The 15250-nt window shown below is 67.0% G+C and carries 17 protein-coding genes; 9 read left to right on the forward strand and 8 right to left on the reverse strand.

Features of this window, described 5'->3' with window-relative positions; genetic code table 11:
- Window positions 1-31: 31 nt before the first annotated feature.
- On the reverse strand, window positions 32-796 hold the full coding sequence (locus RM50_RS19740) for an SDR family oxidoreductase (protein ID WP_043456193.1): 765 nt from the start codon (window positions 794-796) through the stop codon (window positions 32-34).
- A 139-nt stretch (window positions 797-935) separates the two neighbouring features.
- Window positions 936-1661, reverse strand: a complete 726-nt coding sequence (locus RM50_RS19745) for a beta-ketoacyl-ACP reductase (RefSeq protein WP_043456194.1) — start codon at window positions 1659-1661, stop codon at window positions 936-938.
- A gap of 174 nt (window positions 1662-1835) precedes the next feature.
- Here RM50_RS19745 and RM50_RS19750 point away from each other — a divergent pair, with 174 nt between their 5' ends.
- The 4 genes from RM50_RS19750 to RM50_RS19765 are packed head-to-tail and all read left to right on the forward strand — an operon-like array spanning window position 1836 to window position 3886.
- Window positions 1836-2270: a DUF3099 domain-containing protein gene (locus tag RM50_RS19750; protein WP_043456196.1), complete on the forward strand. Its 435-nt coding sequence runs from the start codon at window positions 1836-1838 to the stop codon at window positions 2268-2270.
- Window positions 2267-2530, forward strand: coding sequence for a hypothetical protein (locus RM50_RS19755; RefSeq protein ID WP_043456197.1), 264 nt, complete (start codon window positions 2267-2269; stop codon window positions 2528-2530). The genes RM50_RS19750 and RM50_RS19755 overlap by 4 nt, the downstream gene beginning before the upstream one ends.
- Complete coding sequence (locus tag RM50_RS19760; protein WP_043456199.1) at window positions 2531-3406, forward strand: SURF1 family cytochrome oxidase biogenesis protein; 876 nt, start codon at window positions 2531-2533, stop codon at window positions 3404-3406. It abuts the gene before it with no gap.
- A 3-nt stretch (window positions 3407-3409) separates the two neighbouring features.
- The gene (locus RM50_RS19765; RefSeq protein ID WP_043456201.1) at window positions 3410-3886 is read left to right on the forward strand and encodes a YbaK/EbsC family protein; all 477 of its coding nucleotides are present in this window, start codon (window positions 3410-3412) and stop codon (window positions 3884-3886) included.
- Between the two features lie 126 nt (window positions 3887-4012).
- Here the strand turns inward: RM50_RS19765 and RM50_RS19770 are convergent, their stop codons facing one another.
- Window positions 4013-5611: an ABC-F family ATP-binding cassette domain-containing protein gene (locus tag RM50_RS19770; RefSeq protein ID WP_043456205.1), complete on the reverse strand. Its 1599-nt coding sequence runs from the start codon at window positions 5609-5611 to the stop codon at window positions 4013-4015.
- Between the two features lie 208 nt (window positions 5612-5819).
- On the opposite strand from RM50_RS19770, the gene RM50_RS19775 reads away from it, so the two are divergent.
- Window positions 5820-6884 carry a spore photoproduct lyase family protein gene (locus tag RM50_RS19775; RefSeq protein ID WP_043456207.1) on the forward strand — a complete coding sequence of 355 codons (1065 nt, stop codon included), beginning with the start codon at window positions 5820-5822 and terminating at the stop codon, window positions 6882-6884.
- 22 nt (window positions 6885-6906) lie between these two features.
- Here RM50_RS19775 and RM50_RS19780 read toward each other — a convergent pair whose 3' ends face one another.
- The 3 genes from RM50_RS19780 to RM50_RS19790 all read right to left on the reverse strand — a co-directional run bounded on the left by RM50_RS19780 (window position 6907) and on the right by RM50_RS19790 (window position 9337).
- Entirely contained in the window at window positions 6907-7920 is a 1014-nt protein-coding gene (locus RM50_RS19780; RefSeq protein WP_043456209.1) for a DUF808 domain-containing protein, read from the reverse strand.
- Window positions 7921-8016: 96 nt separating this feature from the next.
- A complete protein-coding gene (locus RM50_RS19785; RefSeq protein ID WP_043456221.1) occupies window positions 8017-8454 on the reverse strand; it encodes a VOC family protein in 438 nt (145 codons plus the stop codon).
- A gap of 10 nt (window positions 8455-8464) precedes the next feature.
- Entirely contained in the window at window positions 8465-9337 is an 873-nt protein-coding gene (locus RM50_RS19790; protein ID WP_043456210.1) for an SAM-dependent methyltransferase, read from the reverse strand.
- 166 nt (window positions 9338-9503) lie between these two features.
- Here RM50_RS19790 and RM50_RS19795 point away from each other — a divergent pair, with 166 nt between their 5' ends.
- The 3 genes from RM50_RS19795 to RM50_RS19805 are packed head-to-tail and all read left to right on the forward strand — an operon-like array spanning window position 9504 to window position 11509.
- A complete protein-coding gene (locus RM50_RS19795; RefSeq protein WP_043456212.1) occupies window positions 9504-10148 on the forward strand; it encodes a biotin transporter BioY in 645 nt (214 codons plus the stop codon).
- Between the two features lie 9 nt (window positions 10149-10157).
- Complete coding sequence (locus tag RM50_RS19800) at window positions 10158-10889, forward strand: energy-coupling factor ABC transporter ATP-binding protein (protein WP_043456213.1); 732 nt, start codon at window positions 10158-10160, stop codon at window positions 10887-10889.
- A complete protein-coding gene (locus RM50_RS19805; protein ID WP_043456215.1) occupies window positions 10886-11509 on the forward strand; it encodes an energy-coupling factor transporter transmembrane component T family protein in 624 nt (207 codons plus the stop codon). Before RM50_RS19800 ends, RM50_RS19805 begins: the two co-directional genes overlap by 4 nt.
- Window positions 11510-11554: 45 nt before the next feature.
- Here the strand turns inward: RM50_RS19805 and RM50_RS19810 are convergent, their stop codons facing one another.
- Complete coding sequence (locus tag RM50_RS19810; RefSeq protein WP_043456217.1) at window positions 11555-12742, reverse strand: thiolase family protein; 1188 nt, start codon at window positions 12740-12742, stop codon at window positions 11555-11557.
- A complete protein-coding gene (locus RM50_RS19815) occupies window positions 12732-14138 on the reverse strand; it encodes a class I adenylate-forming enzyme family protein (protein ID WP_043456219.1) in 1407 nt (468 codons plus the stop codon). The genes RM50_RS19810 and RM50_RS19815 overlap by 11 nt, the downstream gene beginning before the upstream one ends.
- Window positions 14139-14196: 58 nt before the next feature.
- Here RM50_RS19815 and ypfJ point away from each other — a divergent pair, with 58 nt between their 5' ends.
- On the forward strand, window positions 14197-15078 hold the full coding sequence (gene ypfJ, locus RM50_RS19820; RefSeq protein ID WP_043456220.1) for a KPN_02809 family neutral zinc metallopeptidase: 882 nt from the start codon (window positions 14197-14199) through the stop codon (window positions 15076-15078).
- The last annotated feature ends 172 nt before the right edge of the window (window positions 15079-15250 follow it).

Here is a 15250-nt window from a genome sequence, read left to right on the forward strand (position 1 = left end):
TTGCCGCGAACTGCCAATTCGTGGGCGAATCTCAGTTGGACGACTCCTGGGCGCCCTTGCCGAAGTAGTCGGCTCCGCCGGCGTATTCGGTGTGGCCGGACTCGACGTCGGCCGTGGCCATGCCCGCCACCACCTGGGCGAATTCCTCCACGGAGTACAGCTTGCCGGCTTCGGCACGGCGGGCCTCGATGGCTCCCGGGGTGGAGCGGTCCAGCAGCGTGGCCGTGACCGTGCCCTCGATCATGTCGCCGGACACCACCACCAGGGAGATGCCCTTCTCCGCCAGGTTGGGGATGAGTTCGCGCAGGGCGTCCTCACCGGCGCGCTTGCTGCGGGCCACCGGCTCGTAGGCCGGCATGGTGGGAACGGTGTTGATGAAGTGGGCCTGGTGGCTGGTGACGAACACCACGCGGGAACCTTCCTTCATCAGCGGAACGGCTGCGTTGAGCATGTTGATCTGCGCGTCGCGGTTCAGCTTGAGGGCGTAGTCCTCGCCCATGCCGGTCTCCATGCCGCCGGAGGCGTTCAGGACCAGGAGGTCCAGGGATCCGAAGTTCTCCATGGCGGCGCTGGCCAGCGCCTGCACGCCCTCCTGGGTGGTGAGGTCGGCGCCGACGGCAACGGCGCGTCCGCCGGCAGCTTCGATGCCCTGGACCACCTTGTTGGCGCGGGGCGCCTTCTGGCGGTAGTTCACCACGACGGCGGCGCCCTCTGCGGCGAGGATCTTTGCTACGTCCGCGCCGATGCCCCGGGAGGATCCGGTGACAATGGCGGTCTTGTTGTCCAGCAGTCCCATGCATGCTTCCTTTGTTCGAAACGTCTAAATCGGTATGGCCTGCAGTCCATCATGCCAGCGGGCATTGCCGAATCCTTTGTCCAACGTCCACAAATAAGGATCCGGCTGCTAGTTCGCTGCAGGTTCGCGGCGGCAGTGGTCAGTGGCCCATGCCCAGGCCACCGTCCACCGGGATGACGGCTCCGGAGATGTAGGCGGCCTCGTCGCTGGCGACCCAGCGGACCACATTGGCTACCTCGGAGGCTTCGGCGAAGCGGCCGGCGGGGATGCTGGACAGGTAGTCCTTCTGGGTGGCTTCCGGGAGTTCGGCGGTCATGTCGGTGTTGATGAATCCCGGGGCCACCACGTTGGCGGTGATGCCGCGGGAGCCAAGTTCGCGGGTCAGCGAGCGGGCGATGCCCACCAGGCCGGCCTTTGAGGCTGAGTAGTTGATCTGGCCCGGTGCGCCGTAGAGGCCGGAAACCGATGAGATGAGGACCACGCGGCCCTTGCGGAGCCGGATCATTCCTTTCGAGGCCCGCTTGATGACGCGGAAGGCGCCGGTGAGGTTGGTGTCGATGACGGAGGTGAAGTCGTCCTCGCTCATGCGCAGCAGCAGGGTGTCCTTGGTGATGCCGGCGTTGGCCACCAGGACTTCAACGGGGCCGTGGGCAGCTTCCACTTCCTTGAACGCGGCGTCGATGGAAGCTTCGTCGGTGACATCCGCCTTGACGCCGAGGATTCCCTCGGGGAGCTGCGCCGCGCTGCGGTAGGTGACCGCCACCTTGTCGCCGTTGGCAAGGAACGCCTCCGCGATGGCCAGGCCGATTCCGCGGTTGCCGCCGGTAACCAGGACGCTGCGGGGTGCGGAAGCTGTTTCAGTCATAGAAGGGCTCCATTGTTCTGCGGCAGGCTGCGCCGCGGTAGGAAGGGTGTGGTTTGGGCTGCCTCCGATCTTAGCGGCAGCGGCACAACCTTGGCCGCAGCCGTACAGCGGGTTTGGGCGGCACTGCCGATGGTGCGAGAATTAAGGGAAGCCTTTGGAGCGTGATCAATCACCGTGACCCTTGAAAACCATGCGGGACATTCCGCGTCCGAAGAACCGGGCCGGTTCTCGGGCGACACCGAGGTCCACAGCATTACGGACGCTGCAGGCGCGCACTCGGAAGACATGCGCCAGCGGATGATCAAATACGCCCTGGCGATGGGCATCCGCATGGTGTGCCTGATCATGATCTTCGTGGTTGACGGCTGGTTCAAGATTATTGCGGTGGCCGGCGCCGTCTTCCTGCCCTGGATCGCCGTGGTGATCGCCAACGGCAGTGACAAGGCGGAAACACCCAGCGACCTCCTCCTGGATTCCGCTCCCCTGGCTGAAATTGAAAGCCCCGTCCAACAGGACACCGGCGACGACGAACCGGGAAGCGCCGTGCTGCAGGGCGAGCTGGTCAAGGATGAGGAAACAGAGCCGGAAGAGGAGCGGCAGGCGCCATGAGCATCTTCGATTTTGCAGCAGGTTCGGACCTGGCATCGGAAACCGGCGCCATCTGCTCACGGAAGGCGTGCCGCGCCCAGGCATCCTGGGAGCTCCTCTGGAACAATCCCAAGATCCACTCCCCCGAGCGGCGCAAGAGCTGGCTGGCCTGCCCCGAGCACCGTGGGTGGCTGGAAGACTACCTGCAGACCCGCGGCCTGTGGAAGGAGACCCGCGCCCTGGACCACGGCGGCGCGGATACCGTGGAGCAGGACATCTGAATGTACCGTTTTCTTTTTTCCAGCAAGTGGCTGGGCTATCTCCTGCTGGCCGCCATCTTTGCCACCGCTTGCGTCTTTCTGGGCCGCTGGCAGATGGACCGCCGGGCCGAGACCCTCGCGGAGATCAACCGCGTGGTGAGCAACTACTCGGCAACGCCCATTCCCTTCGCGCAGGCACGGGACCAGTTCAGCCAGCTGGACCCGGCCAAGGAGTGGACGCAGGTTGAGCTGCAGGGCTCTTACGATGCCACCGGCCAGAGGATCGTCCGCAACCGCCCGCTCAACGGGCAGCCCGGGTACGAGGTAGTGGTCCCCTTCCGCCTCACCACGGGCGAAACCGTCGTAATCGACCGTGGCTGGTTGCCCATCGGCAACAGGAATCCGGGCAGTCCCGACTCCGTGCCGGCCCCTCCTTCCGGTGAGGTGACCGCCGTCGTGCGCCTGAAGCACGGCGAGCCGGAACTTCAGCGCGGGGCGCCTGAAGGGCAGCTGGCGTCCATCGACCTTCCCACCTACGCCTCACAGCTTGGGTACCCCCTGCTGACCGGCGCCTACGGCCAGCTCGCCTCGGAGACGCCACCGGCGGCGGAGATGCCCGTCGCGTTCCCCAAGCCTTCGACGGACGAAGGGACACACCTGTCGTATTCGCTGCAGTGGTTCGCCTTCGGCGTGCTCATGTTCGTGGGCTTCGGCTACGCGGCCCGGCAGCAGGCGCGCAACGCTGCAATCGACGCCGAGGACGAGGAAGAGGCGCTGCCGGACGGCACCGTGCACTCCGCCGTTCCGGCCGCCCGCCGCCGCCCGGAACCGCGCAGGCGGAAGAAGGCGACCGCCGAGGAGGAGGAAGATGCCCTCCTGGACGCGCAGGGGTACTGAGTCGTGACGGAGTACGACGGCGGCCCGGTCGCCCTGGTGCGCTCAGCCCTGGTGGCGGCTGGCGTCGGCGACACCGTACGGAGTTTTCCGGCCGGGGTACCCACAGCGGCCGCAGCAGCCCAGGCGCTGGAATGCGATCTTGCCGCCATCACCAACAGCCTCATCTTTGACCTCAGCGGAGAGCCTCTGCTGATCCTCGCCAGCGGCGCCGCCAGGGTGGACACTGCGCTGGTGGCAGCGCAGCTCTGCACCGGCAAAATCCGCCGTGCCACCCCGGGCTTCGTCCTGGAACACACGGGCCAGGAGGTGGGCGGCGTAGCCCCGGTAGGCCATCCTAAAAAGATCAGGACGCTGCTGGACGAGTCCCTGCAGGCCCACGGGCTGCTGTGGGCAGGAGCGGGTGACCACCACTCGATGTTCAGTATCAGCTACACCGAACTGCGCAGAATCACGGGCGCACTGGAACTACAGGTCCGCTGACGCAAAGGCGACAAGGTCACAAGCGAAGCGGCGTGGGCGGTTTATGGAGCGGGCGTCAAAGGCGGGGAACGAGCCAGCACGCGGGAAATCGCCTGCGTCGCGAAGCGAAGGAAGCACCGACGAGGATCAGGCCAGGGTGATCAGGTCCAGGTAGTCCTCGTTCCAGAGGTCTTCCACGCCGTCGGGAAGCATGACCACGCGTTCGGGGTTGAGGGCCTCAACCGCGCCCTCGTCGTGGCTGACCAGGACGACGGCGCCGGTGTAGTTGCGGAGCGCACCCAGGATTTCGGCGCGGCTGGCGGGGTCCAGGTTGTTGGTGGGCTCGTCCAGGAGCAGGACGTTTGCGCTGGAGGCCACGATGGTGGCCAGGGCCAGGCGGGTCTTCTCACCGCCGGAAAGCACTCCTGCGGGCTTGTCGACGTCATCCCCGGAGAACAGGAACGAGCCCAGGATGCCACGGACCTCCGCGTCCTTCATGTCGGGTGCGGCGGAGCGCATGTTCTCGAGCACGGTGCGGTCGTGGTCCAGGGTCTCGTGCTCCTGGGCGTAGTAGCCGACCTTCAGCCCATGCCCCGGGATGACCTCGCCGGTGTCGGGGGCGTCCACGCCGGCGAGCATGCGCAGGAGCGTGGTCTTGCCGGCACCGTTGAGGCCCAGGATGACCACTTTGGAGCCGCGGTCGATGGCCAGGTCCACATCGGTGAAGATCTCCAGGGAACCGTAGGACTTGCTGAGCCCATCGGCCGTGAGCGGAGTCCTGCCGCAGGGCGCCGGGTCCGGGAAACGCAGCGCTGCCACGCGGTCCTGCTCGCGGACGGCTTCCAGTCCGCTGAGCAGCCGCTCGGCGCGCTTGGCCATGTTCTGTGCGGCGACGGCCTTGGTGGCCTTGGCACGCATCTTGTTGGCCTGGTCGATGAGGACCTGGGCCTTCTTCTCGGCGTTGGCCCGTTCACGCTTCCGGGCACGCTCATCTGTTTCGCGCTGCAGCAGGTAGCGCTTCCAGTCCATGTTGTAGAAGTCGATCTGGGCCCGGTTCGCATCCAGCAGGAACACCTTGTTGACGGTGGCTTCGAGCAGGTCCGTGTCGTGGCTGATCACGATCAGGCCGCCCTGGTGGTTCTTCAGGAAGTCACGCAGCCAGGCGATGGAATCGGCATCGAGGTGGTTGGTGGGTTCGTCCAGGAGCATGGTTTCGGCATCGGAGTAGAGGATGCGGGCCAGCTCCACACGGCGCCGCTGGCCGCCGGAGAGCGTCTTGAGCGGCTGGTTCAGCAGGCGGTCCGGAAGTGCCAGGTTGGAACAGATGGATGCTGCCTCGGCTTCGGCGGCGTAACCGCCGGCGGCCAGGAATTCGGATTCCAGCCGGTCGTAGCGGTTCATGGCCTTGCGCTGGGTTTCGGGGTCTGTGCTGGCCATCTCATCGTGGGCTTTGCGGAGTTTTCCGACGACGATGTCCAGGCCCCGGGCGGACAGGATGCGGTCCCGCGCCAGCTGCTCCATGTCAGGGGTGCGCGGATCCTGTGGGAGGTAGCCGATTTCGCCGCTGCGCGTCACCTTGCCGGCGGCGGGCAGGCCTTCCCCTGCGAGTACACGGGTCAGCGTCGTCTTGCCGGCACCGTTCCGGCCCACCAGGCCGATCTTGTCCCCTTTGTCGATGCGGAAGCTCACCTGGTCCATGAGGAGCCGGGCACCGGCGCGCAGTTCAAGATCCTGGACAGTAATCACAGCAGGTAAGGCCTTTCACAACAGGGAACGCCACGGTCCGCGCACTGGGTGCGAAGGGACGCCGGGCAGAGTGGCCGGAGAACGGCACAATCCAGTCTACCGTCCAGTGGACCGCGGCAGTCCCAGCAGTGACGACGTCCGGCAGCCAGGCATGGTGCCCTGGGCTTAACTGCCGCCTGCCGGCCGGACGTTCAAGCAGAATGGGGTGATGGAATTTGATCGGCTGCTCCAGATCCGGCGTATCTACGCGCAGCCGGCCGCACTGGAGCTGCCGCGCGGCAGGGAGATCGCCGCACGCTGGCCGGATGCCGAGGTGGTGCTGGTGGACAACCACTGGAACATCCCGGACCTGCATGGTGACGAGACCAACGTGCCGCGCTGGTCCCGGATCAAGACGGAAGCGCTGGTCCTGGGCGTGAAGAAGTCGCTGGCCGTCAAGCCCAATGGCCGCTCGGCGGACTTCATTGCACCCTCCACCGCCAACGGTTGCGCCATGGCCTGCGCGTACTGCTACGTTCCACGGCACAAGGGATACAGCAATCCGGTGACCGTTTTCGCCAATATCGACCAGATCGCCGGGACGCTCGAACGGCACGCGGCCCGGCAGGGGTTGAAGCTGGAGCCCAACCAGTGCGACCCCGAACTCTGGGTCTACGACATCGGCGAAAACAGCGACTGCTCCGTCGATGCACTGATCAGTGACAATGTCGAGGAGCTTGTGGGGCTCTTCCGCGAACTGCCCAACGCCAAGCTGTCCTTTGCCACCAAGTTCGTCAACCCGGCAATGCTGGCCTGGGACCACGGGGGCCATACCCGGATCCGTTTTTCCCTGATGCCTGCCGGTCTGGCAAAATCCATCGATATCCGGACGTCACCCGTAGCGGAACGGATGGCGGCCATCAATGATTTCGTTGCCGCCGGTTACGAAGTGCACGTGAACTTCTCCCCTGTCATCATCACCGACACCTGGCTTGCCGACTGGGAGGAGCTGCTCCGCCGGCTCGACGCAACGCTGACGCCCGCGGCGAAGGCCCAGCTCGCGGCCGAGGTCATTTTCCTGACCCACAACGAGCAGCTGCACGAGGTCAACCTTGGCTGGCATCCGCAGGCGGAGGATGTCCTCTGGCGGCCCGGACTGCAGGAATCAAAGACCTCAGAGAACGGCTTCAACAACGTGCGCTACCGGTCGCGCGCCAAGGCCGGCTACATCCGGCAGCTGACCCGGCTGATTGAGGACATCACCCCGTACTGCCGCATCCGCTACGCGTTCTGAAGCGCACAGCGGCGCGGCACCGTCAGTGCCTCTGCTCCTCGCTCCCATGTCCGGCGTTCCCGGCCGGTTCGGCGGTTTCCTGATGCCCGCCCTTCGACTTGCCGAACGGCAGCACTTTCAGGAGCGGGCCCACGACCGCAAGGACAACGAGGCCCCAGGCGAGGCCCACGACCGAGGAGCACAGCGTGTCGACCAGCCAGCCCAGGAGACCGCCAACCACCGCGACCTCCGCAACCGGGTGTTCGATGGCATGGATCAGGTCGTACGGCGCATGCCAGCCGAGGTCGTGCGCGCCCTGCACCATGATGTGCCCTCCGACCCACAGCATGGCGATGGTTCCAACGAAGGTGATCGCGGCCAGCACGGCCGGCATTCCCCGCACCAGCAGTGACCCGAGGCGCTTGGAACGGGCCGACTCCTTGGCGGCCAGGTGCACGCCGATGTCGTCCATCTTGACGATCAGCCCGACGGCACCGTACACGAGCACCGTGATGGCGAACGCGACCAGGACCAGGATGAAGGCGCGGACCCAGATCGATTCTGCCGCCACCTCGTTCATGGAGATGACCATGATTTCGCAGGACAGGATGAAGTCGGTGGTGATGGCACCCTTGACCACCTTTGCCTCTGCGTCGGGTCCCCGCTCCACCGCGGGTGCCTCGTCCTCCTCATGATGGCCGCCGCGGAACTTGTGCCACACCTTTTCCGCGCCTTCATAGCAGAGGTACGTGCCGCCCAGCATCAGGATGAACGGAATGATCCCCGGAACGAAGGCGCTGATCAGCAGCAGGGCCGGGAGGATGACCAGGAGCTTGTTGCGGATGGAGCCCCAGAAGATCTTCTTGATCATGGGCAGTTCCCGTGACGGGTCCGCACCCGAGACGTACTGCGGCGTGACCGCTGCATCGTCGATCACGACGCCGGCGGCCTTGGCCCCCGCCTTGGCGGCGCCGGCCGCGACGTCATCCACCGAGGCGGCAGCGATGCGGGCGAGCGCCGCGACGTCATCCAGCAGGGCGACGAGGCCGCCGCTCACAGTTGAACCCCACGAAGTTTGTGGCCGGAGCGTTGGGTATCGAGGGAAGGGTGCGTGATGGGCATGTTCGGAGTATATTGCAGCCCGCCCGCAGGCTCAGCCCTTCTTCAGTTCCTCGGCGAACATCACAATGATGCCGCTGGGGCCGCGGACGTAGCTGAGCTTGTAGACGTCGCCGTAGGTCGCGACTCCCCGGAGGGGGTGGCAGCCGTGCCTCGCAGCGATTACGAGTGCCTCGTCGATGTCGTCAACGGAGAAGGCCACGCGGTGCATGCCGATTTCGTTGGGCAGGGTGGGGGAAGTTTCGATTGCGTCCGGGTGGATGTATTCGAAGAGTTCAAGCCGGCCGTTGCCGTCGGGCGTTTGAAGCAACGCGATCCTGGCGTGGTTCCCGTCGAGGCCTACGGCGGTGTCCGCCCACTCTCCGCTGACCGTCTCACGGCCCAGGACGGTAAGCCCCAGGTCGGTGAAGAAGGAAATAGCCTCCTCCAGGTCCCGGACTGCAATACCGACGTTTTCCAGTTTGATGGGCATGCGGCACACGTTACCAAGGCGGCTGCGGCGGGGCACCCAAGGCCGGCCCATCCTCTTTGGACAGGACGAAGATTCCGTACCGCATGGCACCGGTCCGGTAGGCCAGGATCAGGCGCGGAATGCTCAGGACGAAGATGCGGTTACGTGCGGTCCGGGCGAGGCGGCGCGTTTCCTGATCGACCACCAAGGATTTCAGCAGCCGGCCGGCGCAGATCGTCCATGTCCGTGCCACACGGCGGCTTGCATCCTCATAGCCGGTAACGGTAAAGCCGGCCGCCGCCGCCATCGCCTCATATTCCGCACGCGTGCCCATCGAGGGCAGGCGCCCTTCACGGCAGATGGGCTCGAGCAGGTGGCGGACCTTCCACCCGGTGGCATCATCCGCAGCCAGCCACGCGCAGACGACGAAGCGGCCGCCAGGCGACAGCACCCGGTTCGCCTCTGCGAAGAACCTCGATTTATCGACCATATGTTCGCTCGACTCGATCGCCCAGGCCGCATCGGCGGAGGCATCGGCCAGCCCGTTGTCGAGCCAGTCGCGGGCTTTGATGTCCACCCCTGGTAATGGACGGGCAGCGGCGTAGCGGACCTGTTCCTGCGAAAGCGTGAAGCCAGTTACACGGACCCCGCGTTTCTCCGCCAGCCGTCGCGCGGTGGAGCCGTAGCCGCAGCCTATGTCGACGCATGCCTGCCCGGCCGTCAGTTCCAGCCGGTCGCCGACAGTGTCGACCAGCGCCTGGACAGCCTCGCCGGCTGTTTCCCGGCCGGTCACCCACAGCCCGTGGTGGACGTGGTCGCCCCACACCCTGCGGTAAACCGGATCAAGCTCGTCGTAGTGGTCCGCGACCGCCACGGCACTCTGGGAGATATCGGGGACGATCACCCGATCACGCTACAGCCCCCTTCACGCCACCGGAAGAAGCCGGTTGTGCCCAGCCCAACGCAGCCCGGCGCCGCTTTAGTGGATCCCCTACAAAATGGCACCCGTTCCGCCCCGGTAGCGTCGGCTGTACATTAGATTCCGCTTGTACAACCCCGACAGGACCATCATGAGCAACACCGGCACCACTTCCAAGAACACCCCACGGGCGGAGCGCCGCCGCTGGAACGGCACCGACCTCGGGCTGATCGCCGTTTTCGCCGCCCTCGTTGCCGGTGCAGCCCTGGTGCCGGGACTGGCACTGAACGGCTTCGGCGTCCCCATCACCTTCCAGACCCTCGCGGTCATGCTCACCGGGCTGGTGCTGGGCCCCGCCCGCGGGTTCGCCGCCGTCGGGCTTTTCACGATCCTTGGCCTGGCTGGCCTGCCCATCTTCAGCCAGGGCCGCAGCGGCCTGGGCATCCTTGCCGGGCCCTCCGCCGGCTACATCATCGCCTTCCCCATTGCCGCAGGCGTGGTGGGCTGGCTCGCGACCATCGTCATCAGGCGCACCACGAAGGCCCGGGCGCTCTGGTTCTTCCTGGCTGCCACGTTGACCAGCATCGTGGTGGTGCACACGCTGGGCATCCTTGGCATTGCGCTGAACTCCAAGGCCACTGTGGAGCAGGCCTTCCTGAGCGACCTGGTTTTCTACCCGGGCGACATCATCAAGAACCTTCTCGCCGCCGCAATTGCCGTCGCCCTCCACCGCGCCTTCCCGGACGTCATGGTGCGCCGGGTACGCCGCCGCGGCGTAGCGGCTGAAAGCGCCTAGGAACCCGCCATGCCAGCTGTAGCTTTTGACCAGGTGGCCGTCGCCGTCGAACGGGAAGACTCCGGCCGCCCCAAAGTCCTCCTTGAGGGCATCAGCCTCCGGCTGGCGGAAGCACGCGTCGGCGTGATTGGGGCGAATGGTTCCGGCAAATCCACCCTGCTGCGCCTGGTCAATGGGCTCGTCCAGCCCACCAGCGGCACGGTCACGGTCGACGGCGACGACACAGTGCGTGCCGTCCGCAAAGTCAGGCGCAGGGTTGGCTTCGTGTTCACCGATCCCCTCTCCCAACTGGTGATGCCCACCGGCCGGGAGGATGTGGAACTGTCCCTGCGCCGTTCGGTCCGGAACGGGAGCGAACGGCGCAGCAAGGCCGACGCGGCGCTGGAGCGCCTCGGCCTCCTGCACCTGGCGGACCAAAGCATCTACGAGCTGTCCGGGGGCGAACGGCAGCTGATGGCACTGGCCGCCGTGCTCGCGGTCAACCCGTCAGTGCTGGTCCTCGATGAGCCCTCCACCCTGCTGGACCTGCGCAACCGCGAACTGCTCCGCAGGACCCTGGCAAACCTGGACCAGCAGATCATCATGTCCACCCACGACCTTGACCTTGCCCTGGAGATGGATCGTGTCCTGGTCATCCAGGAGGGCCGGGTGGCGTTCGACGGCGCCCCGGCCGAGGCCGTGGCGGCGTACCGGGCGTGGTGCCTGCAGTCTTTCGACCCGGCAGGACGGGACACGCAATGATGGGCCACGGGTTCCTCCTGGCCAACTATGTGCCGGGTGACTCCCTGGTGCACCGTGCGCCGCTGGCACTGAAGTTCATCCTGGTGCTTGCCTGCGGCCTGGTGTCCTTCGTCGTTATTGACTGGCGCATCTCCGCGGCCGTCCTGGCCATCCTTACCGGCCTGTTCCTGGCAAGCGGCGCCGGGGTGAGGCGGCTCTGGCGGGCCGTGCGGCCCCTGGTGCCGGTACTGCTGGTCATCGGACTGTTCCAGTGGTGGCAGCTGGGCGGCCCGACCGCCGCCCGCATTGTCCTGAACATCCTGGTCTGCGTCGCGGCGGCGTCCCTGCTGACGGCCACCACACCGGTGCAGCGGCTGCTGGATGGCGTGGTGCAGGTATCCCGTCCCTTCGCGAGGTTTGGGGCCGATCCCGAGCGTTTCGCCCTCACCATCGGCATCATGCTCAGGAGCATCCCCTTCATCGCGGGAACCTTCGCCGATGTCCGTGATTCGGCCAGGGCGCGCGGCCTGGAACGGAATCCGCGGGCGCTGGTCCTGCCGGTCTTCATCACGTCTGTTGCCTACGCCCGGCAGACCGGTGAGGCGCTCGCCGCCCGCGGGCTGGGCGAACCAGAGGAGTGAAGCGTCGAAGGGGCCGACCCACTCCGGGGGCGAATGCGTCGATGGTCAGGCGTCCGCCAGCAACCGGTACTCCAGCAGCGCCGCGGTTCCCATGCCGCCCGCCATGCTGATCATCGCCAGCGCCAGGGCCCCTGGATCCGCGGTTCTCCGGGCCTGTGCCAGGAGCCGGGTGACCAGGACCGCCCCGGAGGCGCCGTAGGCGTGGCCCAGCGCGAGGGCACCGCCGTCAAGGTTCACCCTGGCGGGGTCAACGGCCAGCTGGTCCAGGCAGGCTAGTGTCTGCGACGCGAACGCCTCGTTGAACTCCACCAGCTCCACGTCGCCGGCTGATACTCCGGCGCCGGCCAGCACCTGGCGTGCCGCCGGGACAGCCCCGATCCCCAGCAGCTGCGGATCGACCCCCGCGGTCGCCGTACCCCGAACCAGCAGTCCGTCAGGGGCCCCGAGTTCGCGCGCCCGCTGCAGGGATGTGATGACGACGGCGGAGGCGCCGTCAGCGTCGAAGCAGGAGTTTCCGGCGGTGACAGTTCCTCCGGGTACGAAGGCGGCGGGAAAGCGGGCCATGATGGCCGGGGTCAGGCCACTCCTCGGCCCGGCATCAACGGAGACGGGGCCGGCTGCGGTGTCCATGGGCACCAGCTCGGCCTCGAAGCGCCCCTCCCGGATGGCCGTGAGGGCTTTCTTGTGGCTGGCGAGGGCGAATTCGTCCTGGCGGTCCCGGCCCACGCCGTACTCCCCTGCCACCGTTTCGGCGGCAACACCCATGTCCGGATCCCCAAAGTCCGCCGGTACAAACTGGGCGCGGCGGTAAAACTCCAGGCCGCCGTCCTCCGTCCTGTTCGCCCGCACGGGAGCGGTGCTGGTGCTTTCCACTCCCCCGGCCAGGTACACCTCGCTGCCCCCGGCCGCCACCAGCCGCGCGGCCAGCGCAATGGCATCGAGGCCCGAGCCGCACTGCCGGTCCACCGTGATGCCGGGGACCGTGGCGGGAAGGCCGGCGTCCAGCAGGGCGAGCCTTGCCACGTTTCCGCCGCCACCCACCGCGTTGCCAATGACGACGTCGGCAACGGACGCCGGATCCAGTTCCAGCCCGTCAACAAGCGCCCGCAGCACCGGCGCCAGCAGTTCATGGGCCCGCAGGCTCCGCAGGGCGCCGTTAACGGGGCATACCGGGGTCCGGCGCGCGGCGATGATCACCGGCTGGCGTCCGGGCGGCAGCAGCTCATCCGCCAAGGGAACGCACCCTCGGGTCCCGTGCTTCGATCCAATCCAGCAGCAGGTTCCGGCTGACCTTGCCACGGTCCGTGGCGGGGAGCTCGGACAGCAGGTAGTACTGCAGCGGGCGTTTGTGCCGCGACAGGATGTCCTCCAGGCCCGCCCGCAGTTGGGTGGCTGTGAGGCCGCCGTGCGACGGCACCACGCCAGCCACCACGCGCTGGCCGCGGAGGTCGTCCGGCATGCCCGCGGCGACAGCTGCCGCGACGCCGGGAACTGCCGCGAGGGCCAACTCCACCTCGTGCGGATAGACGTTGCGTCCGGCCGTGAGAATCATGTCCGCCCGCCGGCCCAGGATGTGCAGCTCGCCGTCCGTCAGGAACCCCTGGTCCCCCACCGAGTACCAGGGGCCGAAGGAGCGCAGCGCTTCGCCGTCGTCGCCCCAGAGGTAGCCGTTGCTGACCATGCCGCTGCGGACGCAGATGTTCCCGTACCCGCCGTCGGGGACCTGTTCGCCCCGGTCATCCAGGATGCGGACGTCGACGCCGGGAAAGGGCCGGCCGATTCCGGTGCCGCCTGCGGTGGCACCCTGGCCGGGTGCCAGGCCCAGCCCTGAGACGAAGCTCAGTTCAGAGGCGCCGTAGTACTCATAGATGGTGGCGTTCGGTGCCCAGCGCCGGGCCGCCTCCAGGGTCCGGGCGTCCAGCTTTGACCCGGCGCAGATGATGGTGCGGACGCCGGAGGCATCGACGCATCCCGTCATTCCGCGTTCGCTGAGCATCCGCAGCATGGTGGGCACCAGCACCAGCCGGGTCACCCGGTCGTGCGTGATCGCCGCATGAACGGCGCCGACGTCGAACGTTTCCAGCGTCTGGAATTCCGATCCGGCGTACAGGCATTCGGCCAAGGCGTAGAGGTTGAGGCTCGCCGCCAGCGGCCCCGGGGCAAGGGTGACATCGTCCTGGCGGAGCCCAAAGAATTCGATCGAGGCGTCGAAGGACCGCTGCCAGGACTGCCGCGAGCGGGTGAAGGCCTTGGGAACGGATGTGGTCCCGGAGGTGAGTCCGATGAGGAAGCTGGAATCCGGCGGCCCGTCCACCAGGGCGTCGTCCGGTGAGGCTGCGGCCGCTTCGGCGCAGGCCTCCACCCGGCGGACAATGTCCTCCTGCAGCTGCACGGGCCATGCCGGATCCAGGACCGCGCACTGCCGGGCTCCCGCCACCGCGGCGGCGAATTGCACCGCGAAAGCCACCGAGTTGGACTCGCAGAGGGTGGTGACCGATTTCGTCTCCGGCACCAGCGCAGCGGCCGAATCCCGCAGTTCCTCCCAGTCCAGTCGCTGCCCCGCGACCACGACGGCGGTGTGGTGCGGCCGCAGCTCCGCCCAGCGCTGGATTCTGTTGAGGAAAGGCACGGACCAACTTTACCGGCCGGCACAGATTGAGCCGGCGGCCCGCGGGTATTGTGACGTTATGAGTTTCAATGACAACGTGCAGCTTGATCCCAGCCAGGTCCAGGACCGCCGGGGCATGGGTACGGGGCTGAAAGTCGGCGGCGGCATCGGCGGCGGCCTGGTGCTGCTCGTTGCGCTCCTGCTGGGCATCAACCCCAACATGCTTGGCGGCCTGGTGGAGAACGGTTCCGGCGGACAGTCGCAGGGCACGGCGCCGGCCTGCAGTACGGGAGCGGATGCGGATGCCCGCCTCGACTGCCGGATCACCGGCACCGTGAACAGCCTCAACGCGTTCTGGCCCGGCTACCTGAAGCAGTACAACGTCCAGTACCCGCGCCCGGAGGCAGTCATCTTCAGCGGCAGCACCAATACGGGGTGCGGGGCCGCGACTTCTGAGGTGGGGCCCTTCTACTGCCCCACGGACACCACCGCCTACTTCGATCCCGGCTTCTTCCAGGAACTCGTGGACCGGTTCGGCTCCTCGGGCGGCCCGCTGGCCCAGGAGTACGTGGTGGCACACGAGTTTGGCCACCACGTCCAGAACCTGCTGGGGGACCTGCAGCGGGCGCAGCAGGATCCGCAGGGGCCCGAATCCGGCTCCGTGCGCACCGAGCTGCAGGCTGACTGCTATGCGGGCCTTTGGGCCAAGTACGCCTCCACCACTCCGGATCCCGCCACCGGGAAGCCCTACCTGGAGCCCCTCACCCAGCAGGATGTAAACGACGCGTTGTCCGCGGCAGCATCCGTGGGTGACGACCGGATCCAGAAGGCGGCCACGGGGCGGGTCTCCCCCGAAGGCTGGACCCACGGCTCCAGCGAAGAACGGCAGCGTTGGTTCTCCCGCGGCTACCAGTCCGGGGACATCAAGCAGTGCGACACCTTCAGCGCCGCCACCCTCTAACCCGGTTCACCCCATCGATTGCTCCGTAGTTGTCGTTTAGGCCGCCCATAACGACAAGTACGGAGCAATCGATGTGTGGGGCCACGCCCGCAGTGTTCCCTGGCCGAGGAAAGCGAGGTTAGTGCGCGGGTACGGAGCCATAGATGGACTGACGACGACGGGCGGTTACCTT

Origin of the sequence: Pseudarthrobacter phenanthrenivorans (genome assembly GCF_000813845.1) — a bacterium.
In the GTDB taxonomy this organism is placed as follows: Bacteria; Actinomycetota; Actinomycetes; order Actinomycetales; family Micrococcaceae; genus Arthrobacter; species Arthrobacter phenanthrenivorans_B.

Coding starts and splice junctions, on each gene's coding strand:
- RM50_RS19740 (WP_043456193.1), bottom strand. CDS start 796: ATGGGACTGCTGGACAACAAGACCGCCATTGTCACCGGATCCTCCCGG.
- RM50_RS19745 (WP_043456194.1), bottom strand. CDS start 1,661: ATGACTGAAACAGCTTCCGCACCCCGCAGCGTCCTGGTTACCGGCGGC.
- RM50_RS19755 (WP_043456197.1), top strand. CDS start 2,267: ATGAGCATCTTCGATTTTGCAGCAGGTTCGGACCTGGCATCGGAAACC.
- RM50_RS19760 (WP_043456199.1), top strand. CDS start 2,531: ATGTACCGTTTTCTTTTTTCCAGCAAGTGGCTGGGCTATCTCCTGCTG.
- RM50_RS19775 (WP_043456207.1), top strand. CDS start 5,820: ATGGAATTTGATCGGCTGCTCCAGATCCGGCGTATCTACGCGCAGCCG.
- RM50_RS19785 (WP_043456221.1), bottom strand. CDS start 8,454: ATGCCCATCAAACTGGAAAACGTCGGTATTGCAGTCCGGGACCTGGAG.
- RM50_RS19795 (WP_043456212.1), top strand. CDS start 9,504: ATGAGCAACACCGGCACCACTTCCAAGAACACCCCACGGGCGGAGCGC.
- RM50_RS19800 (WP_043456213.1), top strand. CDS start 10,158: ATGCCAGCTGTAGCTTTTGACCAGGTGGCCGTCGCCGTCGAACGGGAA.
- RM50_RS19805 (WP_043456215.1), top strand. CDS start 10,886: ATGATGGGCCACGGGTTCCTCCTGGCCAACTATGTGCCGGGTGACTCC.
- ypfJ (WP_043456220.1), top strand. CDS start 14,197: ATGAGTTTCAATGACAACGTGCAGCTTGATCCCAGCCAGGTCCAGGAC.